Raw genomic sequence first — 23230 nt, forward strand, 5'->3', positions numbered from 1 at the left:
AATGGCGACCGTTGCGGATGGGGTCCGAGTCTAGGCAAAGGCCGGGAACGGGCCTATGCCGAAACTGCTCAGTCAACCTGGCATTTTTTGCCACTCAGCATAGACAGCGGATATCCGTCATGCGCGAAAGCGATTCGGTCGCGGTGTACTTTCTCAATGCCATGCTCCACGCCCTGCGCGATCGCCCCGAGGAGCGCGATGCGCAACTGCGTGCGGTCGGCATCGACCCGGCACTGCTGGCCCGCCCCCAGGCGCGGGTACCGGCCAAGGCGTTCGCCCGGCTGTGGCTGGCGCTGATCGAAAACCTGGACGACGAGTTCTTCCGTCTCGACAGCCATGGCATGCCGATGGGCAGCTTCGCCCTGATCTGCCGTGGCTTGATCCAGGAACCGACCCTGGAAAAGGCGCTGCGCCAGTGCCTGGGCAACTTCGCGTTGTTCCTGCGCGATTTGCGCGGCAGTTTCGCGGTGCGCGGCGGGCGTGCGGTGATCAGCGTGCAGTCGAATATCGGCGATCCGCTGACACGGGTCTATGCCGAGGAAACCTTCCTGGTGCTGGTGGTCGGCCTGCTGTGCTGGCTGGCCGGACGACGCATCAGCATCGACCGCACCGAGCTTGCCGTGGCGCGCCCGGCGCAGGACGACGACACGCTGCTGTGGGGGCCGGACCTGCGCCTGGGCAGTGGGCGTACCGAGGTGGAGTTCGACAGCGCCTGGCTGCGCCTGCCGGTGGTGCAGGACCTGGCGGCGCTCAAGACCTTCCTGCGCAGCGCGCCGCAGGGCCTGGTGATCCGTTTTCGCAACCAGGGCGACCTGGTGGCGGAGGTTTATCGCCATCTGCGCAGCCGTGGCTACGGACAGTGGCCGACCCTGACGGCCATGGCCGAGCGCCAGGGTCTGAGCGCCAGTACCTTTCGCCGGCAACTGGAGCGCGAGGGGCGCTCGTACCAGCAGATCAAGGACGAAGTGCGTCGGGCCATGGCGTTCGAGCGTTTGCGCGAGGGGCAACTGAGCATTGCCGAGATCGCCGAGCAGACCGGGTTCCAGGAGCCCAGCGCCTTTCACCGGGCGTTCAAGAAGTGGACGGGGCAGAGTCCGGGGAGTTATCGGACCCGGCTGGGTGTGAGCCCGTAGACCGCCGGGGCCGCATAGCGGCCCCAAAGGCTCACCTCAAGCCGGCACCATGGCAAAGCCGACACCAAAGCGGTTCCAGGCATTGATGGTGGCGATCGCCAGGGTCAGGTTGGCGACCTCGCTCGGTTCGAAATGCTCCAGCAGCGCTTCGTACTCGACCTGCGGTGCACCGCGCTCAGGCAAGCGGGTGAGGCTTTCCAGCCAGGCCAGTGCGGCGCGTTCACGCGGGGTGAAGAAACGGGTTTCCTGCCACACGCTCAGGGTCTGCAAGCGTGCCTCGGTTTCGCCCGCCTTGCGCGCATCGTTGGCGTGCAGGTTCACGCAATAGGCGCAGCCATTGATCTGCGAGGCGCGCAGGCGCACCAGTTCGAGCAGTGAATGCTCCAGGCCGCACTTGGCCAGGACCTGCTCCAGGCCGACCATGGCCTTGTAGGCTTCAGGGGCGTGCCTGGCCCATTCGATTCGATCGTGCATGGTGATTCTCCAGTCAGTTCAAGTCAGGGGTGATTCGTGGTGCCAGCGTAGCGCCGTTGCCTGCAGGGCCCGATAGCCAATCCCGCTATTTGCCGGGAGACCAATGCCGGCATTCGTGCGGCCACTGACCTGCATCCAATCTCTTCATTTCTGCCGCGCGCCAGCAGCCGGGATAATGGCCGCCTGTTGTTCGAGGAGTATCGATTCATGTCCAACGAAACCTTCATGCGTGAAGCACTGGCACTGGCCCGCGCCAATATCGAAGCGGGTGGTCGCCCGTTCGGTGCGGTGCTGGTGCACCAGGGCCAGATCGTCGCCCGTGCGGTCAACGAGATCCACAGCACTCAGGACCCGACTGCCCATGCCGAATTGCAGGCGATCCGCAAAGCCGCCCAGGCCTTGGGCAGGTCGCGTCTGGACGGTGCCGAAATCTACGCCAGCGGCCACCCGTGCCCGATGTGCCTGGCCGCCATGCACCTGTGCGGCATCGAGCGGGCATGGTTCGCCTATGACAACGACGAGGGCGAGCCTTACGGGCTGTCTACGGCAGCGGTCTATGCGCAGATGGCACGTGCACCGCAGCAGCAGAGCCTGCCACTGCACGTGCTCAAGCCTGAGGGTGAGGCCGGCCTCTACCAGCAGTGGCGGCAGGCGAACCCGGTATGAGAGGCGCGTTGAACCTGCTGCTGGTGATCCTGCTGGCCCTGAACCTGCGGCCGATCCTGACCAGCATCGGCCCCTTGCTCGAACCCATGCGCAGCAGCACCGGGCTTGGCTACCAGCAAGCGGCGTTGCTCACGGCGCTACCGGTGCTGTGCATGGGGTTGGTGCCTTTGCTGCAGCCTTGGCTGCGGCGTTGGATCAGTGAGCATGGCGGGATGCTCGCCGGACTTTCGGCCATCGCCCTGGCGTGCCTGTGGCGGCTGCAACTGGACAGCGCCTGGGCGCTGATCGCCAGCGCCGTGGTCGCCGGCCTTGGCGTGGCGGTGGTGCAGGGCATGATGCCGGGGTTGGTCAATCGCTGGTTCCCGAGCCGCCTGGCTGCATCGATGGGGCTGTACTCGGCAGCGTTGATGAGCGGCGGCGGCCTGGCTGCGGTGCTCGGGCCGACTGTCAGCGAGGTGGCAGGGCGCTGGCAGGCGGGGCTTGGCATCTGGGCAGTGCCCGCGCTACTTGCGCTGTGCGGCTGGGCCTGGCTACGCCCGCGCCACGACACGCCGCACCTGGCCGCGGCCAGCGGCGGTCACTGGTTCGGTAATCGCCGTGCCTGGTTGTTGGCGCTGTATTTCGGCCTGATCAACGGCGGCTATACCAGCATGGTCGCCTGGCTGCCGGCCTATCACCTGGAGCACGGCGGTACGGCTCAGGGCGGTGGCGAGCTGGTGGGGCTGATGACCATCTTCCAGGTCAGTGGTGCGCTGGGGCTGCCATTGCTGCTGAGGCGCCTGCATGACCGGCGGCCTGGTCTGTGGTTGGCGCTGGCGATCCAGTTGGGTGGGTTTCTCGGTTTGCTGCTGGCGCCTACCCAGGCCATGGGGCTTTGGGTGGCGTTGATCGGCCTGGGGCTGGGTGCGTGCTTCAGCCTCAGCCTTACCCTGACCCTCGAGCATCTGAAAACACCGGGCGAGGCGGGGAGCCTGGCTGCCTTCGTGCAGGGTGTCGGCTTCATCGTCACCGGTACCGTGCCTTATGTGACGGGCTGGCTGCGTGCGTTCACCGGCGATTTCCAGGCTGCCTGGACGCTGCTGACGCTGACCGTGGTGGCGATGCTGCTGGTGACCGCACGCTTTGCCCCCCGAGGCTACACCGCTGCCGTGGCGCGGCGGGGGCGCTCGATGCAGGCGACGACGCTCAACTGAGCTGCTGCAGGGCATCGCGGACGCGGTCCAGCGCCGGGTCGATGTCCAGCCGCTCGATGGCACCGAAGCCCATCAGCAGCCCGGGACGCACTGGCACGTCGTTGAAGAACGGCGCCAGTGAATAGACGCCGACTTCGACCCGGCGAGTCAGCCTGACCAGCAGCTCCACATCGACTCCAGGTGCGGCCAGGGCGCTGAGGTGAAAGCCGGCGCTGGCCGGTACGGCGCTCAGCCAGGGCGCCAGGTCGCTTTCCAGGCGTGCGAGGATGCGCTCGCGCCGTGCGGCATAGATGTCGTGGCAACGACGAATATGGCGGTTCAGATGGCCTTCGCCGATGAAGCGCGCCAGCGCCCATTGCTGCAGGCTCGGGCTGTGCCAGTCGCTCAGGTGCTTGGCCACGCAGGCGGCGCGCAGGACGGTGGGAGGCAGTACCGCATAGCCCAGGCGCAGCTCCGACAGCAAGGTCTTGGAAAAGGTACCGACATAGGCCACCAACCCGTGTCGATCCAGGCGTTGCAACGCATCGCTGGCCGGGCCCTGATAGCGAAACTCGCAGTCGTAGTCATCCTCGATGATCAGCGCTCCGAGTTCAGCGGCGCGGGCGAGCAGAGCGTGTCGGCGCCGCTCGCTCATCGGCATGCCGAGCGGGAACTGGTGCGAGGGCGTCACGTAGATCAGCCGGGTGCCGTCTGCGATCAGCTCGACGCACAGCCCTTCATCGTCCACCGGCACCGACTGCAAATCAGCGCCCATCGCCAGAAACAGCTGGCGTGCCGGTGGATAGCCGGGATCCTCCATGGCCACGCGTGTACCGGGTTCGACCAGCACCCGAGCGATCAGGTCGAGCGCCTGCTGGGCGCCGTTGCACACCAGCACATCGGCGGCGCTGCAGTGCACGCCGCGGGCGAAGGCAATGTGATGGGCGATGGCTTCGCGCAGCTCGGGCAGGCCCTGGGCCGGGAACTGGCGCTCGCTGTGGCGCTGGCTGCAGCGCAGGGCGTACTGCATGCAGGCGCGCCATTGGTCGAAGGGAAACTGGCTCTTGGCCGATACGCCGCCGACGAAGTCGTAACGCGAGGGCGCCTCGAGCGCGGAGCGGCCGAGCACGGTGGTGCGTTGCTGCCAGCGTTCGAGGCTGCTGGCGGCGGCCAGGGCAATCGGCTCGACGTCGCTGGCCTGCAGGGCCCGCCGTGGGCTGACGAAGGTGCCACGCCCGACCACGCCGCTGAGCAGGTTGTCGTAGGTCAGCCGCGAGTACGCTTCGGCCACGGTCTTGCGCGATATCCCCAACTGCTCGGCCAGCAGGCGCGTGGGCGGCAACTGGGTGCCGGCGGCCAGGTGGCCGCTGTCGATGGCGCTGCGCAGCTGCTGGTAGAGCTGCTCGGCCAGGCCCTTGCGGCCCTCCAGGCGAATGTGTAGTTCCATGGGGCTATCCGGATGGGGGGACGGCCTAGCTTGCGATTTTGGGGGGTGGCTCGCAAGTTTTGTTGCTTGGCGGGAGTTCTTCAGCGCCTGTGAGATCGAGCGCCGCCCGCGCGGCGCTTCGCGGGCAAGCCCGCTCCTACAGTTTGTTTCGGGCCAGTTATGCCTGTGCCATAGGCGCGCGACCGCCTGGTGTGTACGACTCGATATCGCGCGGTGCGCCAAAGGGGTCGCGCGAAAATGCCACAGGACTCATTGGCCCGAAACAAACTGTGGGAGCGGGCTTGCCCGCGAAGCGCCGCGCGGGCGGCGCTCGATCTCACAGGCCCTAAAAAGCTGTCGGCGAACACCTGTCAGCCCTCACGCGATCACATTCGAACACCTTGAGATGATTTCCAGAATCTCAACCTGGAAAAGGCCTACAGTCTGCTCAATGCTCGAAAATCGGCGGAGCCTGCTTCGCGGGCAAGCCCGCTCCCACAAAATGGACTGCCCCCACAGAACCTGCTATCACAAAACCTACCCACGCACACCCAGATCAACCCTGACGATAACGTGGCGCCAACTGTTGATTCGACAGGTGCCCGTTCAACGCCTGGCGGCTGGCCTCGAACGCCTCGAAGCGTTCGATTTCGTGCAGCGACGGAATCGAGATCAGGCGCTTGGCGTCGAAATCGGCCAGTGCCGCTTCCACCAGGTCCTGCGCAGTCATGACGATCGCAGGATCCAGATTCTCCACCGGCAGGCCGCCGATGCTCCAGAAGTCGGTGGCGGTGGCGCCTGGCAGTACGGCCTGGACCTGCACACCCTTGTCGGCCAGCTCCTTGTGCAGGCTCTGAGTGAAGGCGGTGACGTATGCCTTGCTGCCGCCATACACGCCATTGAGCAGTTCCGGCAGCAGGCTGACCACTGAGGAGATGTTGATCAGCGCACCCTCGCCGCGCTCGACGAAGCCAGGCACCGCGGCATAGGTCAGGCGGGTGAGGGCGGTGATGTTCAGCGCGATCATGCGGGTCATCTGTTCGACGTCGCTTTCCAGCAGTGCGGTGTGGGTCCCAATACCCGCGTTGTTGACCAGCAGGCCGATGCTGGCATCTTCGCGCAGACGGGTTTCGATGCGCGCCAGGTCCTGGCTGTCGGCCAGGTCTGCCGGCAGGACTTCGACGCTGCGTCCGGTCTGGCTGCTCAGGCGAGAGGCCAGTTGATTGAGGCGTTCGCGGTTGCGGGCGACCAGGATCAGGTCGTGGCCGCGGCGGGCCAGGTGTTCGGCGTAGAGTGCGCCAATGCCGGTAGAGGCGCCAGTGATGAGGGCTGTACGAGTCATGGTTGCTGCTCCGTGGGTTGGGTTGCAGCGATGATGCGCGCCTTTGATTGTGGCGCAAATGACGCATATAGTACGTTTTCAGGACATAAAGCGAGGTGGGCCATGCATCGGGTCGGCTATCTGTTGTGTGAAGGGTTCCAGGTCATGGCGCTGGCGTCGCAGTCGGTATTCGAGTTCGCCAATGTGCTGACGGGCAAGCGTCTTTACGCCTTGGGCAACTACAGCGTGGCCGGCGGTGGGCTGGTGTCGTCGCTGGGCATGCAGTTGCAGACCCAGGCGGTCGATACGCCGGGGCATGCCGACACCTGGCTGGTGGCGGGCACCTTGTCGCCGATCGCTTCACCTGCCGATACGGCCAGCGTGGACCTGGTGCGTCGGCTGGGCGAGCAGGCGCGCCGTACCGCCGGGATCTGTACGGGGGCCTTCACCTTGGCGGCAGCCGGCCTGCTCGACGGGCGTCGGGCGACCACGCATTGGGCCTACGCCCGGGAGCTGCGGCAGATGCACCCGGCGATCCAGGTTGAGGACGACCGCATCTTCATTGCCGATGGCAACATCTGGACGTCCGCCGGCATGACCGCCTGTATCGACATGGCCCTGGGCATGCTCGAGCAGGATCAGGGCCATGAGCTCGCACGAGCCGTTGCGCATCGGCTGGTGATGCATCAGCGCCGCTCGGGAGGCCAGTCGCAACATTCTCAGCTGCTCGACCTGGCACCGCGCACCGACCGCATGCAGAGTGTGCTCGACTACGCTCGCCAGCACCTGCAGCGGCCGCTGAGCGTCGAGGAGCTGGCCGAGGTTGCGCACCTGAGCCCGCGCCAGTTCAGCCGCGTGTTCAGTGCCGAAACCGGGCAATCGCCGGCGCGGGCCATCGAGGGCCTGCGCCTGGAGGCGGCGCGGCTGATGATCGAACAAAGTCGGCACAGCCTGGATGTGGTGGCGCGCGAGACAGGATTTCGCGACCGTCGGCATTTGCGCGAGGCCTTTGTACGCGGGTTCGGCATTCCGCCCCAGGCGATACGTCGTGATGCACGGCGCGTGGGGCGTGAAGGAGTCGTGGCATGAAGAAACGGGTGCGCATGGACGACCTGCAGGTGTTTGTCACCACTGTCGAGGCCGGTGGGCTTTCAGCTGCAGCGCGACAGCTGGACATCTCGCCAGCCCTGGCCAGCGCCGCGTTGCAGCGCCTGGAGCACAGCCTGGGGATTCGTCTGTTGGTGCGTTCGACACGCCGGCTGCGCCTGTCGGACGATGGCGAGCGCTATCTGCCCCACGCGCGTCAGGCCCTGGACGCGCTGGTCGATGGCGAAATGGCGCTGGAGCAGGCACGCGCCGAACTGGCGGGGCCATTGCGTCTGTCGATGCCGTCGGACCTGGGGCGCAACCTGCTGTTGCCCTGGCTGACGGAGTTTCAGGCCGAATACCCACGACTCGACATGCGCCTGCGAGTCAGCGACCAGGTGGCCGACCTGTTTGGCGAGCAACTGGATGCCAGCATCCGCTACGGGCTGCTGGGGGATTCCAGCCTGGTGGCCTTGCCGCTGGCCGCCGATAACCGCCGCACGTTGTGCGCGGCACCGTCCTACATCGCTCGGCATGGCGCGCCGCAGACTCCGCAGGCGCTGGCCGGGCACAACTGCCTGCGTTATGTGATGGGGGAGCAGACCCACGATCGCTGGAGTTTTGAGGATGCAGGGGCAACGAGCACGGTGCTGGTCAGTGGCGATCGCTGCAGCGACGATGCCGATATCGTGCGACGCTGGGCAGTGGCGGGGCTTGGTGTGGTCTACAAGTCGCGCCTGGATGTGCTCGAGGACATCCGCGCCGGAAGGTTGGTGGAGTTGCTGGCGGACCATGCAGGGCAGGCGGCGCCACTGCACCTGGTATGCGCGCACCGACAGTCGCTGAGCCCGGCAGTGCGGCGCTTGCATGGGTTTCTGGCGCAACGGCTGCAGGCCTATCTCGCGTGAGCGGATACGCCTGCAGCCGTTGCGCTTCAGGTCACAGCACCTTGAAGCCGTGGGTGCCATCGCGCTCGAGTTGCGCGATCAGACCAAACTCCCAGTCCAGGTAGCCTTGCATGGCTTCGCGCGGGTTGTCGGTCCCTTCGTATGGCCGGCGATAGCGGTCGGTACGCTCCGCTGCCAGGCGCGTTTCACCTGATTCCAGGGGTTTGCCGGCGGCGATCCAGCTTGCCGTGCCGCCTGCCAGCAGATAGACCGGTGTGCGCGTCAGGGCTTGCAGGTCGGTGGCGGCAAAGCTTGCCAGCAGGCTGCTGCCGCAGGTCAGCACGTAGCGCTCGGCCTTGGGCAGGCGCTCCAGGGCCTCGGGCAACTGCGCGCGGATCGCCCAATAAGCACCTGGGATGTGGCGCTTGACGTAATTGGCGCTGGCGGTGAAGTCCAGCAAGACGGTGCCTTCCTCGGCCAGCCAGGCCTGCAATTGCTCGACGTCGATCTCGGTATTGCGCGCAAGTGCCGGGCGGGGTGCCTGCCATTCGCCGGTTTCGCTGAAGTCGGCCTTGCTCAGACCGTCGAGCACCGCCACTTCCCAGCCCATCTGCGCGAGCCACGAAGCGCTCATGTTGGCACGCACGCCGTCGTCATCGACCAGCACGATGCGGGCGCCGCGCACGCTGGCGTTGTGATCGGTTTCCTGCACCAACTGGCCACCGGGCGTGGAGCGGCTGTTGGGCAGGTGACCGGCAACGTATTCCTCGGGTGTGCGCACGTCGAACAGATAGGTGGTGCGCGCAGTCTCTGCCTGCCAGGTGGCCAGACCTTGACGGTCCAGGCGCTGCACTCCGGCCCGGTCGGCAACGGCGCGGGCGCGCTCGGCAGCGCTGCTGCGGGTGCTGTCGCCGACCTCGGCGAAGCGCTGCGCCTGGCCGTGGGCCAGTTGTTGACCGGCCAGTGTCCAGCCGATGGTACCGTTGCGCAGCGCCGCCACCGGGTTGGGGATGCCGGCGTTGACCAGCGATTGTGTGCCGATGATGCTGCGGGTGCGCCCTGCGCAGTTGACGATCACCCGGGTCGCCGGATCGGGTGCCAGTTCGGCGACGCGCAGCACCAGTTCGGCGCCAGGCACGCTGATGCCTCCGGGAATGCTCATGGTCTGGTATTCGTCGAAGCGCCGGGCGTCGAGCACCACCACGTCGGCCTGGCTGTCGAGCAGGGCCTGGACCTCTTCGGCGGCCAGCGAGGGGGTGTGGCGCACACTCTCCACCAGCTCGCCGAACGCTTTGCTGGGTACGTTGACGTCGCGAAACAGCTCGCCGCCGGCATCGCGCCAACCGCCAAGCCCACCCTCAAGCACCGCCACATCGCTATAGCCCAGTGCCTGCAGACGCTCGACAGCGATGGCCGACAGCCCCTCGCCATCGTCATAGACGGTGATGGCGGTGTCACGGCGTGGCACGCGGGCGAAGATTTCCAGTTCCAGCTTCGAGAGCGGGATGTTGGCCGCGAACAGCGGATGCGCCTGGGCGAAGGGGTCTTCTTCGCGCAGGTCGATCAGCGCGACTTCTTCGTGGGCCAGCAGGGCGGAGCGAATGTCATGGAAACTGCGTGTGCTGAGGCGGGTCATGGGGCAGGGTTCTCTTTGGACAGGTCCCAGATGTTGGGCAGGCTGGAGTTGGAATAACCGGAGATGAACGGCTTCTCGCTACCGTCGGGCAGGTAGACGGCGCGGCTGACCGCACCGATGTTGGCGCCGTAGACATGGATGCTGATCGAGACGCGGTCGTCGAAGGCGTTGCTGACCTGATGGATATCGCCGATGCGCGGTGACACCGCTTCCACGTGGCCAGGATCGATCCGCAGCCGCTCGCCCTGGGCCACCAGGGCGCCATGGGCGTCGCGGGTGAAGCCTTGGGCGTACTCGGCTCCGCGCAACATGCCGATCAAGCCCCAGACACGGTGGTCATGGATCGGCGTGCTCTGGCCTGGCCCCCAGACGAAGCTGACCACCGAGAAGCGTTGGCGCGAATCGCAATGCAGCAGGTATTGCTGGTAGCGGGCGGGATCCGGCTGGGCAAGGGCTTCGGGCAACCAGTCGTCATGGGCGATCAGGCTGTGCAGCAGGGTATGGCCCTGGTCGAGCAGGGTGGCTTCGTCGGGGTGGCGGTCCAGCAGGTCGGAGAGTTCGCCAATGAAGTGGCGCAGGCGCTCGAGGCGCAGTGTCTGGCTCATGGTTCAGGCTCGGGCTGACGGTCATGGGCAAACCCTAGCAACTGCCTGAATATTCTCAAAATTCAAATTATTCATAAGCTAATATGCAAATCTAGCATTTACCGACGATGAAGTATTATCTGCAAGTTCTGCATTTTGAATGCATTAGGTTATGCCTAAAACGAATTTCACAGGGTGTGAACAAGTGGTTAGCGTATAAGTCAGTCGGCATTTAGATTCAAACGCTATAAAAACCCTTTCTGACCTTGGGGCACCTGCAATGAGCGTTCAATTCATCGGCATGATCGGCCATCGCCTGTCATCGGAGATCCTGGCCCCCAGCGGGCCCGTCTTCGACAAGGACTACATCACCCGTTTTGCCCAGGCCCATGAGCAGGCTGGGTTCGATCGCATCCTGGTCGGTTATTGGTCGGACCAGCCTGACGGCTTCCTGGTGACTGCCCTGGCAGGGCTTGCCACCTCGCGTATTCATTTCCTGCTGGCGCACCGTCCGGGTTTCGTCGCACCGACCCTGGCCGCACGCAAGCTGGCAACCCTTGAGCACCTGCTCGACGGGCGCCTGGCGGTGCACATCATCAGTGGCGGCAGCGACATCGAGCAGCGCAAGGACGGCGACCACCTGGCCCACGACCAGCGCTATGCCCGCACCGATGAATTCCTCGATGTGGTGCGCAAGGTCTGGACCCATGACACGCCGTTCGACCATGACGGCAACCATTACCAGGCCGCGGGGGCGTTTTCGGCGATCAAGCCGCTGCAGCAGCCGCATCTGCCCATCTATTTCGGCGGCTCCTCGCCTGCGGCCCTGGCGGTGGCGGGCAAGCACGCCGATGTATACGCCTTGTGGGGCGAATCGCTGGAGCAAACCGCCGAAACCATCGCCGCCGTGCGCGAGCAGGCTGCGCGTCATGGTCGCCAGGTGCAGTTCAGTGTGTCCTTCCGGCCGATCATCGCCGCCACGGAGGAGGCGGCCTGGGCCAAGGCCGAGGGCATCCTCGGTCAGGCTCGTCAGCGCCTCGAGCTGGCAGGGCCGGTGATCGCCAGCAAGCCGCAGAGCGTGGGCGCCCAGCGCCTGCGTGACACCGTGGCCAAGGGGGAGCGGGTCGACGAACGCCTGTGGACCGGCATCGCTGCGCTGGTGGGCGGCGGTCACAACTCCACGGCGCTGGTGGGGACCGCCGAGCAGGTCGCCGATGCCTTGCTGGCCTATTACGACCTGGGCGTGACCAGCTTCCTCATCCGCGGCTTCGACCCTTTGGCTGACGCCGAGGACTATGGCCGCGAACTGATCCCGTTGACCCGCGCCAAGGTGGCAGCGCGCAACGCCTGATATTCACTGTTACACGCGACGAGACCGCACGCGCGGATCGCCCTGACTTGCCCGAAGTGGCATCTGGAGACGAACGTGCGTTATCTCAAACAACTGGCCGCCGGTGTGCTGGCCACCTCGATCAGCCTTGCGGCGGCTGCGCAGACCCTGGTGGTCGGCGACCAGAGCTACAACGCCCGTGCCGTGATGGAAGCGGCCGGTGTGCTTGAAGATTTGCCCTACACCCTGGAATGGAAGCAGTTCACTGCCGGCTCTCCAGTGGCCGAGGCACTCAATGTCGGCAGTCTCGATCTGGGCCTGCTGGGGGATGCGCCACCGTTGTTCCTTGGCGCACTCGGTGCGCCGATCAAGGTGGTGGCGGTGTCGCGGCAGAACCTCGAGGGCGTGGCGATCCTCGCGCGCAAAGATTCCGACATCCACAGCCTGGCCGACCTCAAGGGTAAGCGCGCGGCGATCTGGAAAGGTTCCTGGAGCCAGCAACTGCTGTTCAGCGCCCTCGACAAGGCCGGTGTACCCCGCGATGCACTGGAGCTGCGCTACCTCAGCGCCCTGGACGCCTCCCACGCGCTGGATGGCGGATCGGTCGACGTGATCGCCACCTGGGAGCCCTATGTCACCCAGCAGGAGCGCCAGGGTGCACGGGTGCTGGCCACCGCCGAAGGCATCATCCCAGCGCAGAGTTTCGTGGTCGCCAATGCCAAGGCCGTGCAGGAAAAGCGTGCGCAGATCGCCGACTTCCTCCAGCGCCTGAAGAAGGCGCGTCAATGGACCCTGAGCGATCCGGCGCACACCGAAGCGTACGCCGACGCCTGGGCCAAGCGTACCCGTGCCGACGGCGACATCGCCCGCGCCTGGTTCGCCCGCGCCCGCACCGACCTGGCACCACTCAACGCACAGGTGATCACCGATGCACAGAAGACCGTGGACTTCTTTGCCGGAATCGGCCTGATCAAGGGCTATCCGGCCGCAAGTCTGTTCGACACCTCCTTCTCGGCGGCGCTGCAGGACAGCGCCGTCACCCAGCACTGAGGCCCCGGCATGAGCAAACGACAGATCAAACTGGGTGCCCTGACCATGGGCTGCGGCGGCCCAGGGCGGCACAACCTGTGGCTGGACCCGGCGTTGCCTGCCGACGCCAGCGTCAACATCGACTGGTACATCGATATTGCCCGCCAGGCAGAAGCTGCGCTGTTCGACCTGATCTTCATCGTCGACAGCCAGTTCATCACGCCAGGTTCGCCGTCCCATTACCTCAATCGTCTCGAACCCCTGACATTGCTCTCGGCGTTGGCCGTCAGCACCCGTCATATCGGCCTGGTCGGCACCCTGACCACCTCTTACAATGCGCCATTCAACGTCGCTCGGCGCCTGGCCTCGCTGGACCTGATCAGCAAGGGGCGTGCCGGTTGGAACGTGGTCACCAGCGGCGATGCCGGCACCGCTGGCAACTACGGGCTGGACGAGCATTACGATTACGACACCCGCTACAGCCGCGCCCACGAGCATGTCGAGGTGGTGCAGAAACTCTGGCATTCCTATGAAGACGATGCCTTCCCGCGGGATCGCCAGAGCGGGCGCTTCCTCGACCCCGCCAAGCTGCACACCCTCAACCACAAGGGTGAGCACTTCTCGGTGGTCGGGCCGTTGAACATCCAGCGCTCACCCCAGGGCCAGCCGGTGATCTTCCAGGCCGGGGATTCCGAGCAGGGGCGTGACCTGGGGGCGGCCACGGCGGACGTGATCTTCACCCATGCCGCAAGCGTCGAGCAGGGCCAGGCGTTCTACCGCGACGTGAAGGCTCGCGCCGCACGCCTGGGGCGTGACCCTGAGCAGGTGCTGGTGCTGCCGGGCGCCGAGATCTACGTGGGTGACACCGACGAGCATGCCCGTGAGATCGAGCGTCACTATCATCAGGCCGATCACAGCTTCGAGCTGGCGTTGAAGGAGTTCGGGCGTAACTTCGGTTGGCACGATTTCAGCCAGTACGACCTCGATGCGCCGTTCCCGCAGCAGAGCCTTGAGTTTGCCCGCAGCAGCTTCTTCACCAATGCCAAGCGCATCGCCGACCAGGCCCGGGACAAGGGCTTCAGCCTGCGCCAGGCGGTGGAGTTCGGCCGCCAGCTACGCCCGGGTGCCTTCGTGGGCTCGGCGCAGACGGTGGCGGCGAAGATGGCCGACTGGTTCGAAGCGCGGGCGCTGGATGGCTTCAATATCTACATCGGGCATCCGGAGCAGTTCCGCCGCTTTACCCAGGAGGTAGTGCCGTTGCTGCAGGAACGAGGGGTCTACCGCACGGCCTACGAAGGGACGACCCTGAGGGAGAGCCTGGGGCTGGCCATACCGCGCTTCGCTGATTGACTGTCGCCGCTGCGGTGATGGCATCACAGGCCATTGCCGCGAGCGGCGACCGATTTCGGCTCAATGCACGCGCTTGCGCATCGCCACGCAGGCCTGGGCCTGCAACGCCAGTTCGTCAAGGTGCTCATCGCGCTGGCGTTCGGCGTCGATCATCGCCTCTTCGCCATGCTGCTTTAGCAGGTAGGCGTGAATCTGGCGCACTTCCAGGGTCTGGTAGATGGGCGCGATGTCCAAGCGTCCGACCAGCGCGCCGCTGGCCTTGCCGGTGCTGCTCATCAGCACCTGCGGCCCGGTGGCGCTCACGACCTGCAGGCCCATGGCCTCGAACCAGGGCACGGCGTGGGCGAACGCGCTCATCTCCACGCAACGGTAGCGTGCCCGCAGGTCTGTCAGCAGTCCGCGGGCGATACCCTGGCGACGATGGGCAGGAGATACGGCGAGAAACGCCAGAACACAGGCGTGTGCGTCATCCTGGGCGGGCAAGGCGAGGGCGAAACCCAGCAGTTGGTCCGGGGCGTCGGCGTCCAGCGCCAGGACCAGCTCCACGGCCAGGCCCCGGGTGCCGTCCAGGGCCTGCAGGTATTGGTGGACTTCGAGGCCGACACCGTACTGGTACAGCGGATACAGCGGGTTGTCTGCGGTGATGGCGACGCTGCTCAGCGCGCCGACATGTTCGATCACCAGCTGGCGGATCTGGTTCTGGAAGGACTCGGGCGGCACGCCGTCGAGGCGGCTCAGGATGAACATCGGGGGACAGGCTCCGGCGGTTGAACTCACCCCGCGCCTGAATGACGCGGGGTGCACAGTCTAACCGCTTTTACCGGCTTGGCCTCACTGGCGCATCGCTGCCAGCATCAGGTCGAGGTTCTGCACTGCGGCACCCGAAGCGCCCTTGCCCAGGTTGTCGAACACGGCCGTCAGCAGGACCTGCCCGTGCTCGGGGTTGGCATACAGTGCCAGGCGCAGGTCGTTGCTGTCGTTCAGCGCCTGCGGGTCCAAGGGTGTCGCTGGGCCTTGCTTGTGCAGGGGCATTACCTGGACATGGCGCGCGCCCTGGTAGTGCTGTTCGAGACAGGCCTGCAGGTGCTCGGCGGTGACGCCCGGCGACAGTAGCCGCAACTGCAGCGGGATGCTCAGCACGATGCCCTGGCGATAGTCGCCATAGCCCGGCAGGAACACCGGACGTGCGCTCAGGCCAGCATGGGCCTGGATCTCCGGGACATGCTTGTGCGCCAACTCCAGGCCGTAGAGCTGCAGCGCTGGGGCAGGATCGCCACCCGACTGCTCATGACGCTCGACCGCAGCCCGACCACCACCGGAGTAGCCGGAAATGGCATGCACGCTCAGCGGGTAGTCCGCAGGCAACAGGCCGGCGCGCACCAGCGGCCGCAGCAGGGCGATGGCACCGGTCGGGTAGCAACCGGGATTGCTGACCCGTGTGGCCTGGGCGATGCGTTCGGCCTGCTGCTCGTCCAGCTCCGGCAAGCCGTAGACCCATCCTGGGGTGGTGCGGTGCGCAGAGCTGGCGTCGATCACCCGTACTGCCGGGTTGTGAATCGTCGCCACGGCCTCGCGTGCGGCCGCATCGGGCAGGCAGAGCAGGGCGATATCGGCGCTGTTGATGGCCTCGCGGCGGCGCTGCGGGTCCTTGCGCTCGGTCTCGGGCAGGGTCAGCAGGCGAAGGTCGCTGCGACCGTGCAGGCGGGCGTGGATCTGCAGGCCGGTGGTGCCCTGGTCGCCGTCGATGAATATCAGGGGCTGGTGCATGGTGGGGATCCGTTCAGGAAGGAAGTGGGTGTATCCTCGCTGTTGTTTTATCTGAAGAAAATTTGAATATCATGACGACGATGTTCAGATTAAATGAATCACGACGTTCAACAGCATAAGGAGCAGCACCCTGCGAGAAATCAGCCTCGACCGCCTGCGCACACTGGTGGTGATCGCCGACCTTGGCTCTTTCGCCGAGGCCGCTCGCCAGTTGAACCTGGCACCACCGACCATCAGCCTGCATGTCGCCGAGCTTGAAGCGAGGGTGGGGGCTGCGCTGCTTACCCGTACCCGCGGGCAGGTTCGGCCCACGGTGGTCGGAGAAACCCTGCTGGCGCGTGCCCGTCGGCTGCTGGCCGATGCAGACCAGGCGCTGGATGAAGTGCAACGCCAGGTGGCCGGGCTGACCGGGCGGGTGCGCCTGGGCGCCTCCACTGGCGCCATCGCTCATCTGTTGCCCAGTGCATTGGCGGCCCTGCGCAGTGAGCATCCGGGGATCGATGTGCAGGTTCAGGTGCTCACGTCGCAAGCATCACTGGCGCGTGTGCGTGAGGGGAGCCTGGACATCGGCCTGGTGGCGCTGCCGCAGGTGGCAGTGAAGGGGGTGAAACTCACCCCGTGGCGACGCGACCCGATCATGGCCTACCTGCCTGCCGACTGGCAGCCTCCGGCGCGGGTCACACCGGCCTGGCTCGGGCAGCGCGCGCTGATTCTCAACGACAGCAGCACGCAGCTTTCGCGGGTGACCAGCGATTGGTTCGCGGCGGCCGGGCTGTACCCGGAGGCGCGCATCGAGTTGAACTACAACGATGCGATCAAGAGCCTGGTGGCTGCGGGGTATGGTGCGACATTACTGCCCCAGGAGGGGGAGGCGCCTGAGCTGGATCGGCGCATCGCTCGACGCCCGTTGCGACCGGGGTTGTGGCGTGCGCTGGGAATCGCTTGCCGCGAAGGTGAGGTGGAGCGGGCCACGGGGCATGTGCTGGAGGCGTTGGAACGGTTGCGGCAATGACCGTCTGTGTCGACTGCCAACACGGGCATGCACCGCCGTGGTCCTTGGCCAGGCTTGCCCGCCAAAAGACCACGGCGATGATGTGGGTCAACCCCGCTCGCGCTTGCGCACCGCCGTTATCGTCTCACCACCCACTCCCCAATTGTCGGTGGGCACTTCCTCGATCACCACGAAGGTACTCGCTGGCGGCTTGTTCAGCACCCGTTGCAGCAGTTCGGTGGTGCCTTCGATCAACAGACGCTTGTGCTCGGCAGTGACCCCTTCTTCGGTCACACGGATATGAACGTATGGCATGGCAGGCTCCTTGGGTTTTCAGTGCCAGGTACCGGCGGTACTGCCGCCGTCTACTGGAAGTACGACGCCGCTGACGAAACGTGCGTCGGTCAGGTATAGCACGGCATCGACGATGTCCTGCGGCTTGCCGGTGCGCCCACTCGGCGACAAGACACCCAGGCCTGCGACGTCGTTGTTGTGCAGGGGCGTCTCGATGATCCCCGGAGCCACGGCGTTGACCTGTACGCCGCTACCGGCCAGTTCCAGCGCCAGGCCCCTGACCGCCTGGTTCAGGCCACCCTTGACGAGGATCGGCAGCGCTGCGGGTACCCGCACGTTAGGCTGCATGGCGACCGAGGCGGTGATCGCGACGATGTGTCCATGGCCTTGGGCGCTCATGGTCTTCGCTGCGGCCTGGGAGGGGTAGATGAAGCCCTTGAGGTTGGTGGCAAACAGCGCGTCGATGTCCTGCTCGGTGTAGTCGGTGAACGGTTTGGGAATGAAGATCCCGGCATTGTTGACCAGGATATCGACGCGGCCGAACACTTGCAGCGCCGTATCGAACAGGCGTTGTGCGGTACTGGCGTCGGCGATGTCGCCAGCGACGCCGACGAAGGCTGCCGGGTTGCCCAGCTCGATGGCGGCCTGATCGAGGCGGGCCTGGGTGCGGGCGTTGCCGACCACGTTGTCGCCCCGTTCGATAAAGGCCTTGGCCAGGGCAAAGCCCAAGCCGCTGGATGCGCCGGTGATGACGATGGTTCTAGCAGTGCTCATGGTGGGTCTCCAGATAAGCGAACCGGCTGGTTCGTGGGTGGAGCCACTCTAAGACCTCATCTGAAGTTGAAAAATAAGGCGGATGGCATTTCAATCGATACCTCATGTAATCAATAGAGCCATCATGACCCGCCATTTCGATGATCTTCAACTGGGCAGCCTCGAGCTGTTCTGCCTGGCTGCCGATACTGGCAGCTTCACTGCCGCCGCCACCGAGGCCGGGGTCACGCCCGCGGCGGTCAGCCGCTCGGTGGCGCGCCTGGAAGAACGCCTGGGTGTACGGTTGTTCGTGCGTACTACACGGCAGATGCGCCTGTCCGATGCTGGCCAGGCGTACTACCAGCAGTGCCGCCTGGCGCTTGGGCAACTGGTAGAGGCCGAGCGCGAAGTTTCAGGTGGCCAGATCGAGCCGCGTGGACGCCTGCGGGTCAGTGCGCCGACGCCTTACGCCCATCACCGTCTGTTGCCCTGGCTGCCGCGTTTTCGCGAGCGCTACCCGCTAGTGCAGGTGGACGTGCATGTCAGCAATCGCAATGTCGATTTCGCCGAAGAGCAGTTCGACCTGGCCGTCCGCGGACGCGAGCCTGCCGATTCGCGCCTGGTGGCACGGCGCCTGGAAAACGCCGAGCTGGTAGTGGTGGGCACCCCGGGCTACCTGGCGCGAGCAGGCCATCCGCAGGTGCCGGAAGACTTGGCGCGGCATGAGTGCATCCTGTTCGAGATCCCCAGCAGCGGACGCAGTGCGCCCTGGACCTTTCGCCGTGACGGTGGCCTGGTGGAGATCGAGGTCGGCGGCTCGATCACCTGCCTGGGCGACTTTCTCGCCACCGCCACCCTCGCGCGACATGGCGCCGGCCTGATGCAGGCGTACCGCTTCACCGTGCAGGACGCCCTGGACAGCGGTGAGCTGGTCGAAGTGCTACCGGCCTTCGGTGGCACGGCGCGGCCATTCACCTTGATCTATCCGCAGGCGCGGCACATGCCGCTGCGGGTGCGGCTGTTCATCGACTTTCTGGTGGCGGGCGGGCAGTTACCCGCCTGCTGAGGGCTTCAGAACCAGCGGTCGTTGCGTTTGCGCCCGCGGGTCAGCGCCGGCAGGATCAGACCGGCCAGCAAGCCGGCGCTGGCGATGCTGCCGCCGTAGACCATGTACCGCATCATCACCTGCTTGTTCTCGTCGCCCAGGCGTGCCTGGGTGTCGCGCAGGCTCGACTGCGACTGCTCGAGCTGTTCGTTGAGGGCCTTGTTGCGCGACTCCAGCTCATCGATCAGCGCCTTGCGCGAATCCAGGGTTTCCTGCATGCCTTGCACGCGCGTCTTCCAGCTGTCGTCGATGGTCTTGAGCTGGCCGGACAGGTCTGCGACCTGGGCATCGAGTTGCGGCAGGCGTTCGTTCTGGCCGGGGACCGTCTGCAGGTCGCTGGTAAGAATCCACACCAGATCGCCACTTTGGCCGCGAACCTGGCTGTAGTTGCCCTGGGTGCCGATCAGCGACACCTTCTGCCCGGACTTGAGCGTGCCGACGATGCGATGGCCATCGGTCGGACCACTGCGCACATACGTGCTCAGGCTGTCGCTGACCCAGCGTGCGTCGCTGGAGGATTCTTCGGCGTGGATGGACGGGGCAGTGGCGAGCAGGGCGGCGAGGGCGAGGGTGGCGCGGCGGAATTCGGGCATGGTGGTCTTCGCTGAAACAGTACGGTTGGAGGCCCGGTGACTGGGCCGTGAAGCGGTCGGTGGATTGACCGTCAGCGAAAGACCGTTTTTTTGTAGGCAGGTTCACTGCTTTGGGTGGGAATTGTCTGCAAGATATTGCAGCTAACAGGTTTGCTGATGGGGTGACGCGTGCGCGGATCAATCGCAGTGGCAGTTCACCGCTGCGATTGATCCGCGCAGGTTGGCGCTGGAGCCGCGACCGGAGTCAGGTCACGACCTGGTAGCACGGCACGTAGGCCGCGCCGCCGGGCAGCTTCATCCGGTGCTGGTCGACAAAGGCCTGCAACAGCCTGCCCAACGGGTCGAGGATCGCCTGGTCGCCGCGGATCTGGTACGGGCCATGCTCCTCGATCAGGCGAATGCCCTTGTCCTTGACGTTGCCGGCGACGATTCCCGAGAACGCTCGACGCAGGTTGGCGGCCAGCTCATGGGGCGGCAGGTCGCGACGCAGGGCAAGATCGGCCATGTTCTGGTGAGTCGGGTCGAACGGGTGCTGGAAGCCACCGTCGATCTTCAGCAGCCAGTTGAAGTGGAAGGCGTCGTTGCGCTCGCGGCGGAACTGCTTGACCGTCTTGAGCCCCTCGACCATATGCCGGGCCACTTCGGCCGGGTCGTCGATGATGATCTGGTAGTGGCGCTGCGCCGCTTCGCCGAGGGTGGCACCGACGAAGGCATGCAGTTGCTGCAGGAACGGCTCGGCGCTGCGCGGGCCGGTGAGAATGACCGGGAAGGGCAGGTCATGGTTGTCCGGATGCATGAGGATGCCGAGCAGGTACAGGAATTCCTCGGCCGTGCCTGCGCCTCCGGGGAAGATGATGATGCCGTGGCCGACGCGGACAAAGGCCTCCAGACGTTTCTCGATATCCGGCAGGATCACCAGCTCGTTGACGATGGGGTTCGGCGCCTCGGCAGCGATGATGCCCGGTTCGGTCAGGCCCAGGTAGCGGCTGCCGTGCATGCGCTGCTTGGCGTGGGCGATGGTGGCGCCCTTCATCGGGCCCTTCATGACGCCCGGGCCGCAGCCGGTGCAGACGTCCAGCTTGCGCAGGCCCAGTTCATGGCCGACTTTCTTGGTGTACTGGTATTCCTCGCTGCTGATCGAGTGACCGCCCCAGCACACCACCATCTTCGGTTCCACGCCCGGACGCAGGGTGCGTGCGTTGCGCAGCAGGTGGAATACGTAGTCGGTGATGCCCTGGGAGCTTTCCAGGTCGATGCGTTGGCTGGCCAGCTCGCTTTCGGTGTAGACGATGTCACGCAGGGCGCTGAACAGCATTTCGCGGGTGCTGGCGATCATCTCGCCATCGACGAAGGCATCGGCCGGGGCATTGAGCAATTCCAGGCGCACGCCGCGATCTTGCTGGTGGATGCGGACCTCGAAGTCCTTGTAGGCCTCGAGGATGGTCTTGGCATTGTCGACATGGGCGCCGGTGTTGAGGATAGCCAGGGCGCACTGGCGGAACAGGGTGTAGAGACTGCCGGTACCGACTTCGCTCAGTTGCTGGACTTCACGTTGCGACAGCGTCTCCAGGCTGCCTTTGGGGCTGACGGAGGCGTTGATGACATTGCGTTGGGGCATCTAAGTCTTTCCTGTGCGGGTAAAACATCCTTCTTTGACAACACCATACCGACAATTGCACGCGGCAACGAGGGGGAGAGGCAAAGATTCGGCGCTTGGGCAATTGCCAGTGCACGATGGCTCAGGCGGGCACCTTGAACACATGGCGCAGGTAGGCGACGAAATTTTCGTCCCGGCACTGCGTCTTGCCAGGGCTGTCGGAGATCTTCGCGACAGGGGCTCCGTTGCAGGCGGTCATCTTGATCACCACGTTCATCGGCTTCACGCCAGGAATGTCACAGGTCAGGTTGGTGCCGATGCCGAAGCTGACGTTGATCCGCCCGTGCAGCGCGCGGTAGAGCTGCAGTGCCTTGGCGAAATCCAGGCCGTCGGAGAAGATCAGGGTCTTGCTCAGCGGGTCGATGCCCAGGCGCTCATAGTGGGCGATGGCTTTTTCCGCCCAGGCCAGTGGATCGCCGGAGTCGTGGCGAAGACCATCGAAGAGCTTGCCGAAATACAGGTCGAAGTCCTTCACGAAGGCGTCCATGCCGATGCAGTCGGTCAGGGCGATGCCGAGCAACCCTCGGTATTCACGCACCCAGCACTCCAGCGCTGCGACCTGGCTATCGACCAGGCGCGGGCCGAGCTGCTGGTGGGCCATGAACCATTCGTGGGCCATGGTACCGATGGGTTTGAGTTCGTATTCTCGGGCCAGGTGGACATTGCTGGTGCCGACGAAACGCCCGGGGAAGTCGCGTTTGAGGATATGCACCACCTGATCCTGTACGGGATAGGAGAAGCGTCGGCGGGTACCGAAGTCAGCGAGCTGGAAGCCCGCCAGCTCATCGCTGCTGGCGTGCGCCTTGAGCCAGTCGAGTTTCTGGTACAGGCGCTCGCCCACCTGTGCCATCGTCACTTCGCGATAGCGGTAGCGATTACGCACCTCGCAAATGATTGCCAGTAACGGGATTTCATAGAGGATCACGTGCAGCCAGGGGCCGCGAATACGGATCGCCAGTTGCCCGGCATCGTCCAGTCCGACCTGGACATAACGCAGGTTGAAGCGAAACAGGCTGAGGAAACGGATGAAGTCCGGCTTGATGAAGGGGATTTTTTCCAGGTAGGCGAGCTGGTCGTGGGTCACCGAGACCTCGGCCAACTGTTCGATCTGGTAGCGGATTTCGGCAAGGTAGGGCGACAGGTCTTCGTCGTTGCGGCAGCGCAGCTCCCACTCCACCTCGGCGTTGGGGTAGTTGTGCAGCACCGCCTGCATCATGGTGATCTTGTAGAAGTCGGTATCCAGCAGGTTCTGGATGATCCGTGGGGCAAAAACGTCGTCGCTCATGGGCGGGGCTCCTTGAACAGTGCGAGCTGGCGGTCCAGCTCTTCCTCATTGGCGCACAGTACTACCCCGGCGGCAGCCAGCTCGCTGCAGGCAGCTTGGGCGCCGGCGTCGCTCAGTGCTCGGCAGGCCGGTAGGTAGAGCAGCACCTGGAATCCGGCGCGGTTCAGTTGCAGCGCGGTGGTGCGCACGCAGTAATCCAAAGCCAGGCCGCCGACCAGCACGACCTCGACGGCGTGAACCTTGAGGTACTCGATGACCCCGGTGGAGCGGTGCTCGGCCAGGTCGTGGTAGCAGGCGCCGTAGGGGTGCAGGTCAGGCTCCACGCCTTTCCAGACGAAATAGTCGTAATCGATCGGGGCAGGCAGGCCGGGCAGCAGTTCGAAACCGGGTGTGCCGGGCACGCAGTGGCTGACCCAGGTGAGGTCGGCGTTGGTCAATGCCAGTGGCTGAAGCATCTGTGCGGCATCGCTCACCACCCAGGCGGCATTGGCAGGGTGAGCATCCTTGCTGCCCAGGCGCAGGTCAGCACGACGGGCCATGGCATTGAGCGCCGGTGCAATCAGGTGGCCGCCGGGTACCGGCAGCTCCTGCGGGGCGTTAGCGGTAAAGCCGTTCTGGGCATCGACGTCGAAACTGGCGATCTTCATCAGGAGGTTCCTCCACTGGAATGCCTATATATTTCACCTGGTAT

23 protein-coding genes are annotated in these 23230 nt (G+C 65.2%); 10 read left to right on the forward strand and 13 right to left on the reverse strand.

Going from position 1 to position 23230, the window contains the following annotated elements; genetic code table 11:
• Positions 1 to 119 precede the first annotated feature (119 nt).
• Positions 120 to 1133 carry an AraC family transcriptional regulator ligand-binding domain-containing protein gene (locus ACMGGG_RS09965; RefSeq protein ID WP_414155392.1) on the forward strand — a complete coding sequence of 338 codons (1014 nt, stop codon included), beginning with the start codon at positions 120 to 122 and terminating at the stop codon, positions 1131 to 1133.
• A gap of 36 nt (positions 1134 to 1169) precedes the next feature.
• On the opposite strand, the gene ACMGGG_RS09970 is transcribed toward ACMGGG_RS09965, so the two are convergent.
• The gene (locus ACMGGG_RS09970) at positions 1170 to 1607 is read right to left on the reverse strand and encodes a carboxymuconolactone decarboxylase family protein (protein ID WP_054895379.1); all 438 of its coding nucleotides are present in this window, start codon (positions 1605 to 1607) and stop codon (positions 1170 to 1172) included.
• A gap of 207 nt (positions 1608 to 1814) precedes the next feature.
• Between ACMGGG_RS09970 and ACMGGG_RS09975 the strand changes: the two genes are divergently transcribed.
• Positions 1815 to 2273, forward strand: coding sequence for a nucleoside deaminase (locus tag ACMGGG_RS09975; RefSeq protein ID WP_063544752.1), 459 nt, complete (start codon positions 1815 to 1817; stop codon positions 2271 to 2273).
• Positions 2270 to 3466, forward strand: a complete 1197-nt coding sequence (locus ACMGGG_RS09980) for a cyanate transporter (protein WP_414155861.1) — start codon at positions 2270 to 2272, stop codon at positions 3464 to 3466. The genes ACMGGG_RS09975 and ACMGGG_RS09980 overlap by 4 nt, the downstream gene beginning before the upstream one ends.
• On the opposite strand, the gene ACMGGG_RS09985 is transcribed toward ACMGGG_RS09980, so the two are convergent.
• Both ACMGGG_RS09985 and ACMGGG_RS09990 read right to left on the reverse strand, forming a co-directional pair.
• Positions 3459 to 4892 carry a PLP-dependent aminotransferase family protein gene (locus ACMGGG_RS09985; protein ID WP_414155393.1) on the reverse strand — a complete coding sequence of 478 codons (1434 nt, stop codon included), beginning with the start codon at positions 4890 to 4892 and terminating at the stop codon, positions 3459 to 3461. The two genes, ACMGGG_RS09980 and ACMGGG_RS09985, sit on opposite strands and share 8 nt — an antisense overlap.
• Before the next feature lie 535 nt (positions 4893 to 5427).
• Complete coding sequence (locus tag ACMGGG_RS09990) at positions 5428 to 6213, reverse strand: SDR family NAD(P)-dependent oxidoreductase (protein ID WP_112898144.1); 786 nt, start codon at positions 6211 to 6213, stop codon at positions 5428 to 5430.
• A 102-nt stretch (positions 6214 to 6315) separates the two neighbouring features.
• Here ACMGGG_RS09990 and ACMGGG_RS09995 point away from each other — a divergent pair, with 102 nt between their 5' ends.
• Together ACMGGG_RS09995 and ACMGGG_RS10000 are read left to right on the forward strand one after the other, a co-directional pair.
• Entirely contained in the window at positions 6316 to 7281 is a 966-nt protein-coding gene (locus tag ACMGGG_RS09995; RefSeq protein WP_112898145.1) for a GlxA family transcriptional regulator, read from the forward strand.
• On the forward strand, positions 7278 to 8186 hold the full coding sequence (locus ACMGGG_RS10000) for a LysR family transcriptional regulator (RefSeq protein ID WP_372822689.1): 909 nt from the start codon (positions 7278 to 7280) through the stop codon (positions 8184 to 8186). The genes ACMGGG_RS09995 and ACMGGG_RS10000 overlap by 4 nt, the downstream gene beginning before the upstream one ends.
• Before the next feature lie 31 nt (positions 8187 to 8217).
• On the opposite strand, the gene ACMGGG_RS10005 is transcribed toward ACMGGG_RS10000, so the two are convergent.
• Both ACMGGG_RS10005 and ACMGGG_RS10010 read right to left on the reverse strand, forming a co-directional pair.
• Positions 8218 to 9801 (reverse strand): rhodanese-related sulfurtransferase, encoded by a 1584-nt coding sequence (locus ACMGGG_RS10005; RefSeq protein ID WP_414155394.1) that lies wholly within the window; start codon positions 9799 to 9801, stop codon positions 8218 to 8220.
• Positions 9798 to 10406, reverse strand: coding sequence for a cysteine dioxygenase (locus ACMGGG_RS10010; RefSeq protein ID WP_372822691.1), 609 nt, complete (start codon positions 10404 to 10406; stop codon positions 9798 to 9800). Before ACMGGG_RS10010 ends, ACMGGG_RS10005 begins: the two co-directional genes overlap by 4 nt.
• 259 nt (positions 10407 to 10665) lie before the next feature.
• Here ACMGGG_RS10010 and ACMGGG_RS10015 point away from each other — a divergent pair, with 259 nt between their 5' ends.
• The 3 genes from ACMGGG_RS10015 (at position 10666) to ACMGGG_RS10025 (ending at position 14094) form a co-directional block, all read left to right on the forward strand.
• Positions 10666 to 11736: an LLM class flavin-dependent oxidoreductase gene (locus ACMGGG_RS10015; protein WP_414155395.1), complete on the forward strand. Its 1071-nt coding sequence runs from the start codon at positions 10666 to 10668 to the stop codon at positions 11734 to 11736.
• A 75-nt stretch (positions 11737 to 11811) separates the two neighbouring features.
• On the forward strand, positions 11812 to 12765 hold the full coding sequence (locus tag ACMGGG_RS10020) for an ABC transporter substrate-binding protein (protein WP_054895389.1): 954 nt from the start codon (positions 11812 to 11814) through the stop codon (positions 12763 to 12765).
• A 9-nt stretch (positions 12766 to 12774) separates the two neighbouring features.
• Positions 12775 to 14094, forward strand: a complete 1320-nt coding sequence (locus tag ACMGGG_RS10025) for an LLM class flavin-dependent oxidoreductase (RefSeq protein WP_054895390.1) — start codon at positions 12775 to 12777, stop codon at positions 14092 to 14094.
• A gap of 60 nt (positions 14095 to 14154) precedes the next feature.
• Here ACMGGG_RS10025 and ACMGGG_RS10030 read toward each other — a convergent pair whose 3' ends face one another.
• Positions 14155 to 14841: a GNAT family N-acetyltransferase gene (locus tag ACMGGG_RS10030; protein ID WP_063544772.1), complete on the reverse strand. Its 687-nt coding sequence runs from the start codon at positions 14839 to 14841 to the stop codon at positions 14155 to 14157.
• Between the two features lie 84 nt (positions 14842 to 14925).
• Complete coding sequence (gene argC, locus ACMGGG_RS10035) at positions 14926 to 15861, reverse strand: N-acetyl-gamma-glutamyl-phosphate reductase (RefSeq protein WP_414155396.1); 936 nt, start codon at positions 15859 to 15861, stop codon at positions 14926 to 14928.
• 130 nt (positions 15862 to 15991) lie between these two features.
• On the opposite strand from argC, the gene ACMGGG_RS10040 reads away from it, so the two are divergent.
• A complete protein-coding gene (locus ACMGGG_RS10040) occupies positions 15992 to 16873 on the forward strand; it encodes a LysR family transcriptional regulator (protein WP_063544776.1) in 882 nt (293 codons plus the stop codon).
• A gap of 87 nt (positions 16874 to 16960) precedes the next feature.
• On the opposite strand, the gene ACMGGG_RS10045 is transcribed toward ACMGGG_RS10040, so the two are convergent.
• Entirely contained in the window at positions 16961 to 17167 is a 207-nt protein-coding gene (locus tag ACMGGG_RS10045) for a tautomerase family protein (RefSeq protein WP_054895394.1), read from the reverse strand.
• Between the two features lie 18 nt (positions 17168 to 17185).
• Positions 17186 to 17920: an SDR family NAD(P)-dependent oxidoreductase gene (locus ACMGGG_RS10050; protein ID WP_414155397.1), complete on the reverse strand. Its 735-nt coding sequence runs from the start codon at positions 17918 to 17920 to the stop codon at positions 17186 to 17188.
• Between the two features lie 124 nt (positions 17921 to 18044).
• Here ACMGGG_RS10050 and ACMGGG_RS10055 point away from each other — a divergent pair, with 124 nt between their 5' ends.
• A complete protein-coding gene (locus tag ACMGGG_RS10055; protein ID WP_414155398.1) occupies positions 18045 to 18965 on the forward strand; it encodes a LysR family transcriptional regulator in 921 nt (306 codons plus the stop codon).
• Positions 18966 to 18970: 5 nt separating this feature from the next.
• Here ACMGGG_RS10055 and ACMGGG_RS10060 read toward each other — a convergent pair whose 3' ends face one another.
• From ACMGGG_RS10060 to ACMGGG_RS10075, 4 genes are all read right to left on the reverse strand, one after another.
• Positions 18971 to 19597, reverse strand: coding sequence for a TIGR04211 family SH3 domain-containing protein (locus tag ACMGGG_RS10060; protein ID WP_414155399.1), 627 nt, complete (start codon positions 19595 to 19597; stop codon positions 18971 to 18973).
• Between the two features lie 244 nt (positions 19598 to 19841).
• Positions 19842 to 21215, reverse strand: a complete 1374-nt coding sequence (ppnN, locus tag ACMGGG_RS10065; protein WP_054925383.1) for a nucleotide 5'-monophosphate nucleosidase PpnN — start codon at positions 21213 to 21215, stop codon at positions 19842 to 19844.
• A 121-nt stretch (positions 21216 to 21336) separates the two neighbouring features.
• Entirely contained in the window at positions 21337 to 22539 is a 1203-nt protein-coding gene (pncB, locus tag ACMGGG_RS10070) for a nicotinate phosphoribosyltransferase (protein WP_372822695.1), read from the reverse strand.
• The gene (locus ACMGGG_RS10075) at positions 22536 to 23186 is read right to left on the reverse strand and encodes a nicotinamidase (RefSeq protein WP_112898154.1); all 651 of its coding nucleotides are present in this window, start codon (positions 23184 to 23186) and stop codon (positions 22536 to 22538) included. The genes pncB and ACMGGG_RS10075 overlap by 4 nt, the downstream gene beginning before the upstream one ends.
• Positions 23187 to 23230: the final 44 nt, after the last annotated feature.

The sequence above is a fragment of the Pseudomonas sp. BNK-44-b genome (assembly GCF_047456245.1).
GTDB lineage: Bacteria > Pseudomonadota > Gammaproteobacteria > Pseudomonadales > Pseudomonadaceae > Aquipseudomonas > Aquipseudomonas machongensis.

What these genes read in the sequence shown, in the direction of transcription:
- ACMGGG_RS09975 (WP_063544752.1), top strand. Translation starts at nt 1,815, where the DNA reads ATGTCCAACGAAACCTTCATGCGTGAAGCACTGGCACTGGCCCGCGCC.
- ACMGGG_RS10025 (WP_054895390.1), top strand. Translation starts at nt 12,775, where the DNA reads ATGAGCAAACGACAGATCAAACTGGGTGCCCTGACCATGGGCTGCGGC.
- ppnN (WP_054925383.1), bottom strand. Translation starts at nt 21,215, where the DNA reads ATGCCCCAACGCAATGTCATCAACGCCTCCGTCAGCCCCAAAGGCAGC.
- argC (WP_414155396.1), bottom strand. Translation starts at nt 15,861, where the DNA reads ATGCACCAGCCCCTGATATTCATCGACGGCGACCAGGGCACCACCGGC.
- ACMGGG_RS10075 (WP_112898154.1), bottom strand. Translation starts at nt 23,186, where the DNA reads ATGAAGATCGCCAGTTTCGACGTCGATGCCCAGAACGGCTTTACCGCT.
- ACMGGG_RS10000 (WP_372822689.1), top strand. Translation starts at nt 7,278, where the DNA reads ATGAAGAAACGGGTGCGCATGGACGACCTGCAGGTGTTTGTCACCACT.
- ACMGGG_RS09990 (WP_112898144.1), bottom strand. Translation starts at nt 6,213, where the DNA reads ATGACTCGTACAGCCCTCATCACTGGCGCCTCTACCGGCATTGGCGCA.
- ACMGGG_RS09995 (WP_112898145.1), top strand. Translation starts at nt 6,316, where the DNA reads ATGCATCGGGTCGGCTATCTGTTGTGTGAAGGGTTCCAGGTCATGGCG.
- ACMGGG_RS10010 (WP_372822691.1), bottom strand. Translation starts at nt 10,406, where the DNA reads ATGAGCCAGACACTGCGCCTCGAGCGCCTGCGCCACTTCATTGGCGAA.
- ACMGGG_RS09965 (WP_414155392.1), top strand. Translation starts at nt 120, where the DNA reads ATGCGCGAAAGCGATTCGGTCGCGGTGTACTTTCTCAATGCCATGCTC.
- ACMGGG_RS09970 (WP_054895379.1), bottom strand. Translation starts at nt 1,607, where the DNA reads ATGCACGATCGAATCGAATGGGCCAGGCACGCCCCTGAAGCCTACAAG.
- pncB (WP_372822695.1), bottom strand. Translation starts at nt 22,539, where the DNA reads ATGAGCGACGACGTTTTTGCCCCACGGATCATCCAGAACCTGCTGGAT.
- ACMGGG_RS10030 (WP_063544772.1), bottom strand. Translation starts at nt 14,841, where the DNA reads ATGTTCATCCTGAGCCGCCTCGACGGCGTGCCGCCCGAGTCCTTCCAG.
- ACMGGG_RS10050 (WP_414155397.1), bottom strand. Translation starts at nt 17,920, where the DNA reads ATGAGCACTGCTAGAACCATCGTCATCACCGGCGCATCCAGCGGCTTG.
- ACMGGG_RS10015 (WP_414155395.1), top strand. Translation starts at nt 10,666, where the DNA reads ATGAGCGTTCAATTCATCGGCATGATCGGCCATCGCCTGTCATCGGAG.
- ACMGGG_RS10005 (WP_414155394.1), bottom strand. Translation starts at nt 9,801, where the DNA reads ATGACCCGCCTCAGCACACGCAGTTTCCATGACATTCGCTCCGCCCTG.
- ACMGGG_RS09980 (WP_414155861.1), top strand. Translation starts at nt 2,270, where the DNA reads ATGAGAGGCGCGTTGAACCTGCTGCTGGTGATCCTGCTGGCCCTGAAC.
- ACMGGG_RS09985 (WP_414155393.1), bottom strand. Translation starts at nt 4,892, where the DNA reads ATGGAACTACACATTCGCCTGGAGGGCCGCAAGGGCCTGGCCGAGCAG.
- ACMGGG_RS10060 (WP_414155399.1), bottom strand. Translation starts at nt 19,597, where the DNA reads ATGCCCGAATTCCGCCGCGCCACCCTCGCCCTCGCCGCCCTGCTCGCC.
- ACMGGG_RS10055 (WP_414155398.1), top strand. Translation starts at nt 18,045, where the DNA reads ATGACCCGCCATTTCGATGATCTTCAACTGGGCAGCCTCGAGCTGTTC.
- ACMGGG_RS10045 (WP_054895394.1), bottom strand. Translation starts at nt 17,167, where the DNA reads ATGCCATACGTTCATATCCGTGTGACCGAAGAAGGGGTCACTGCCGAG.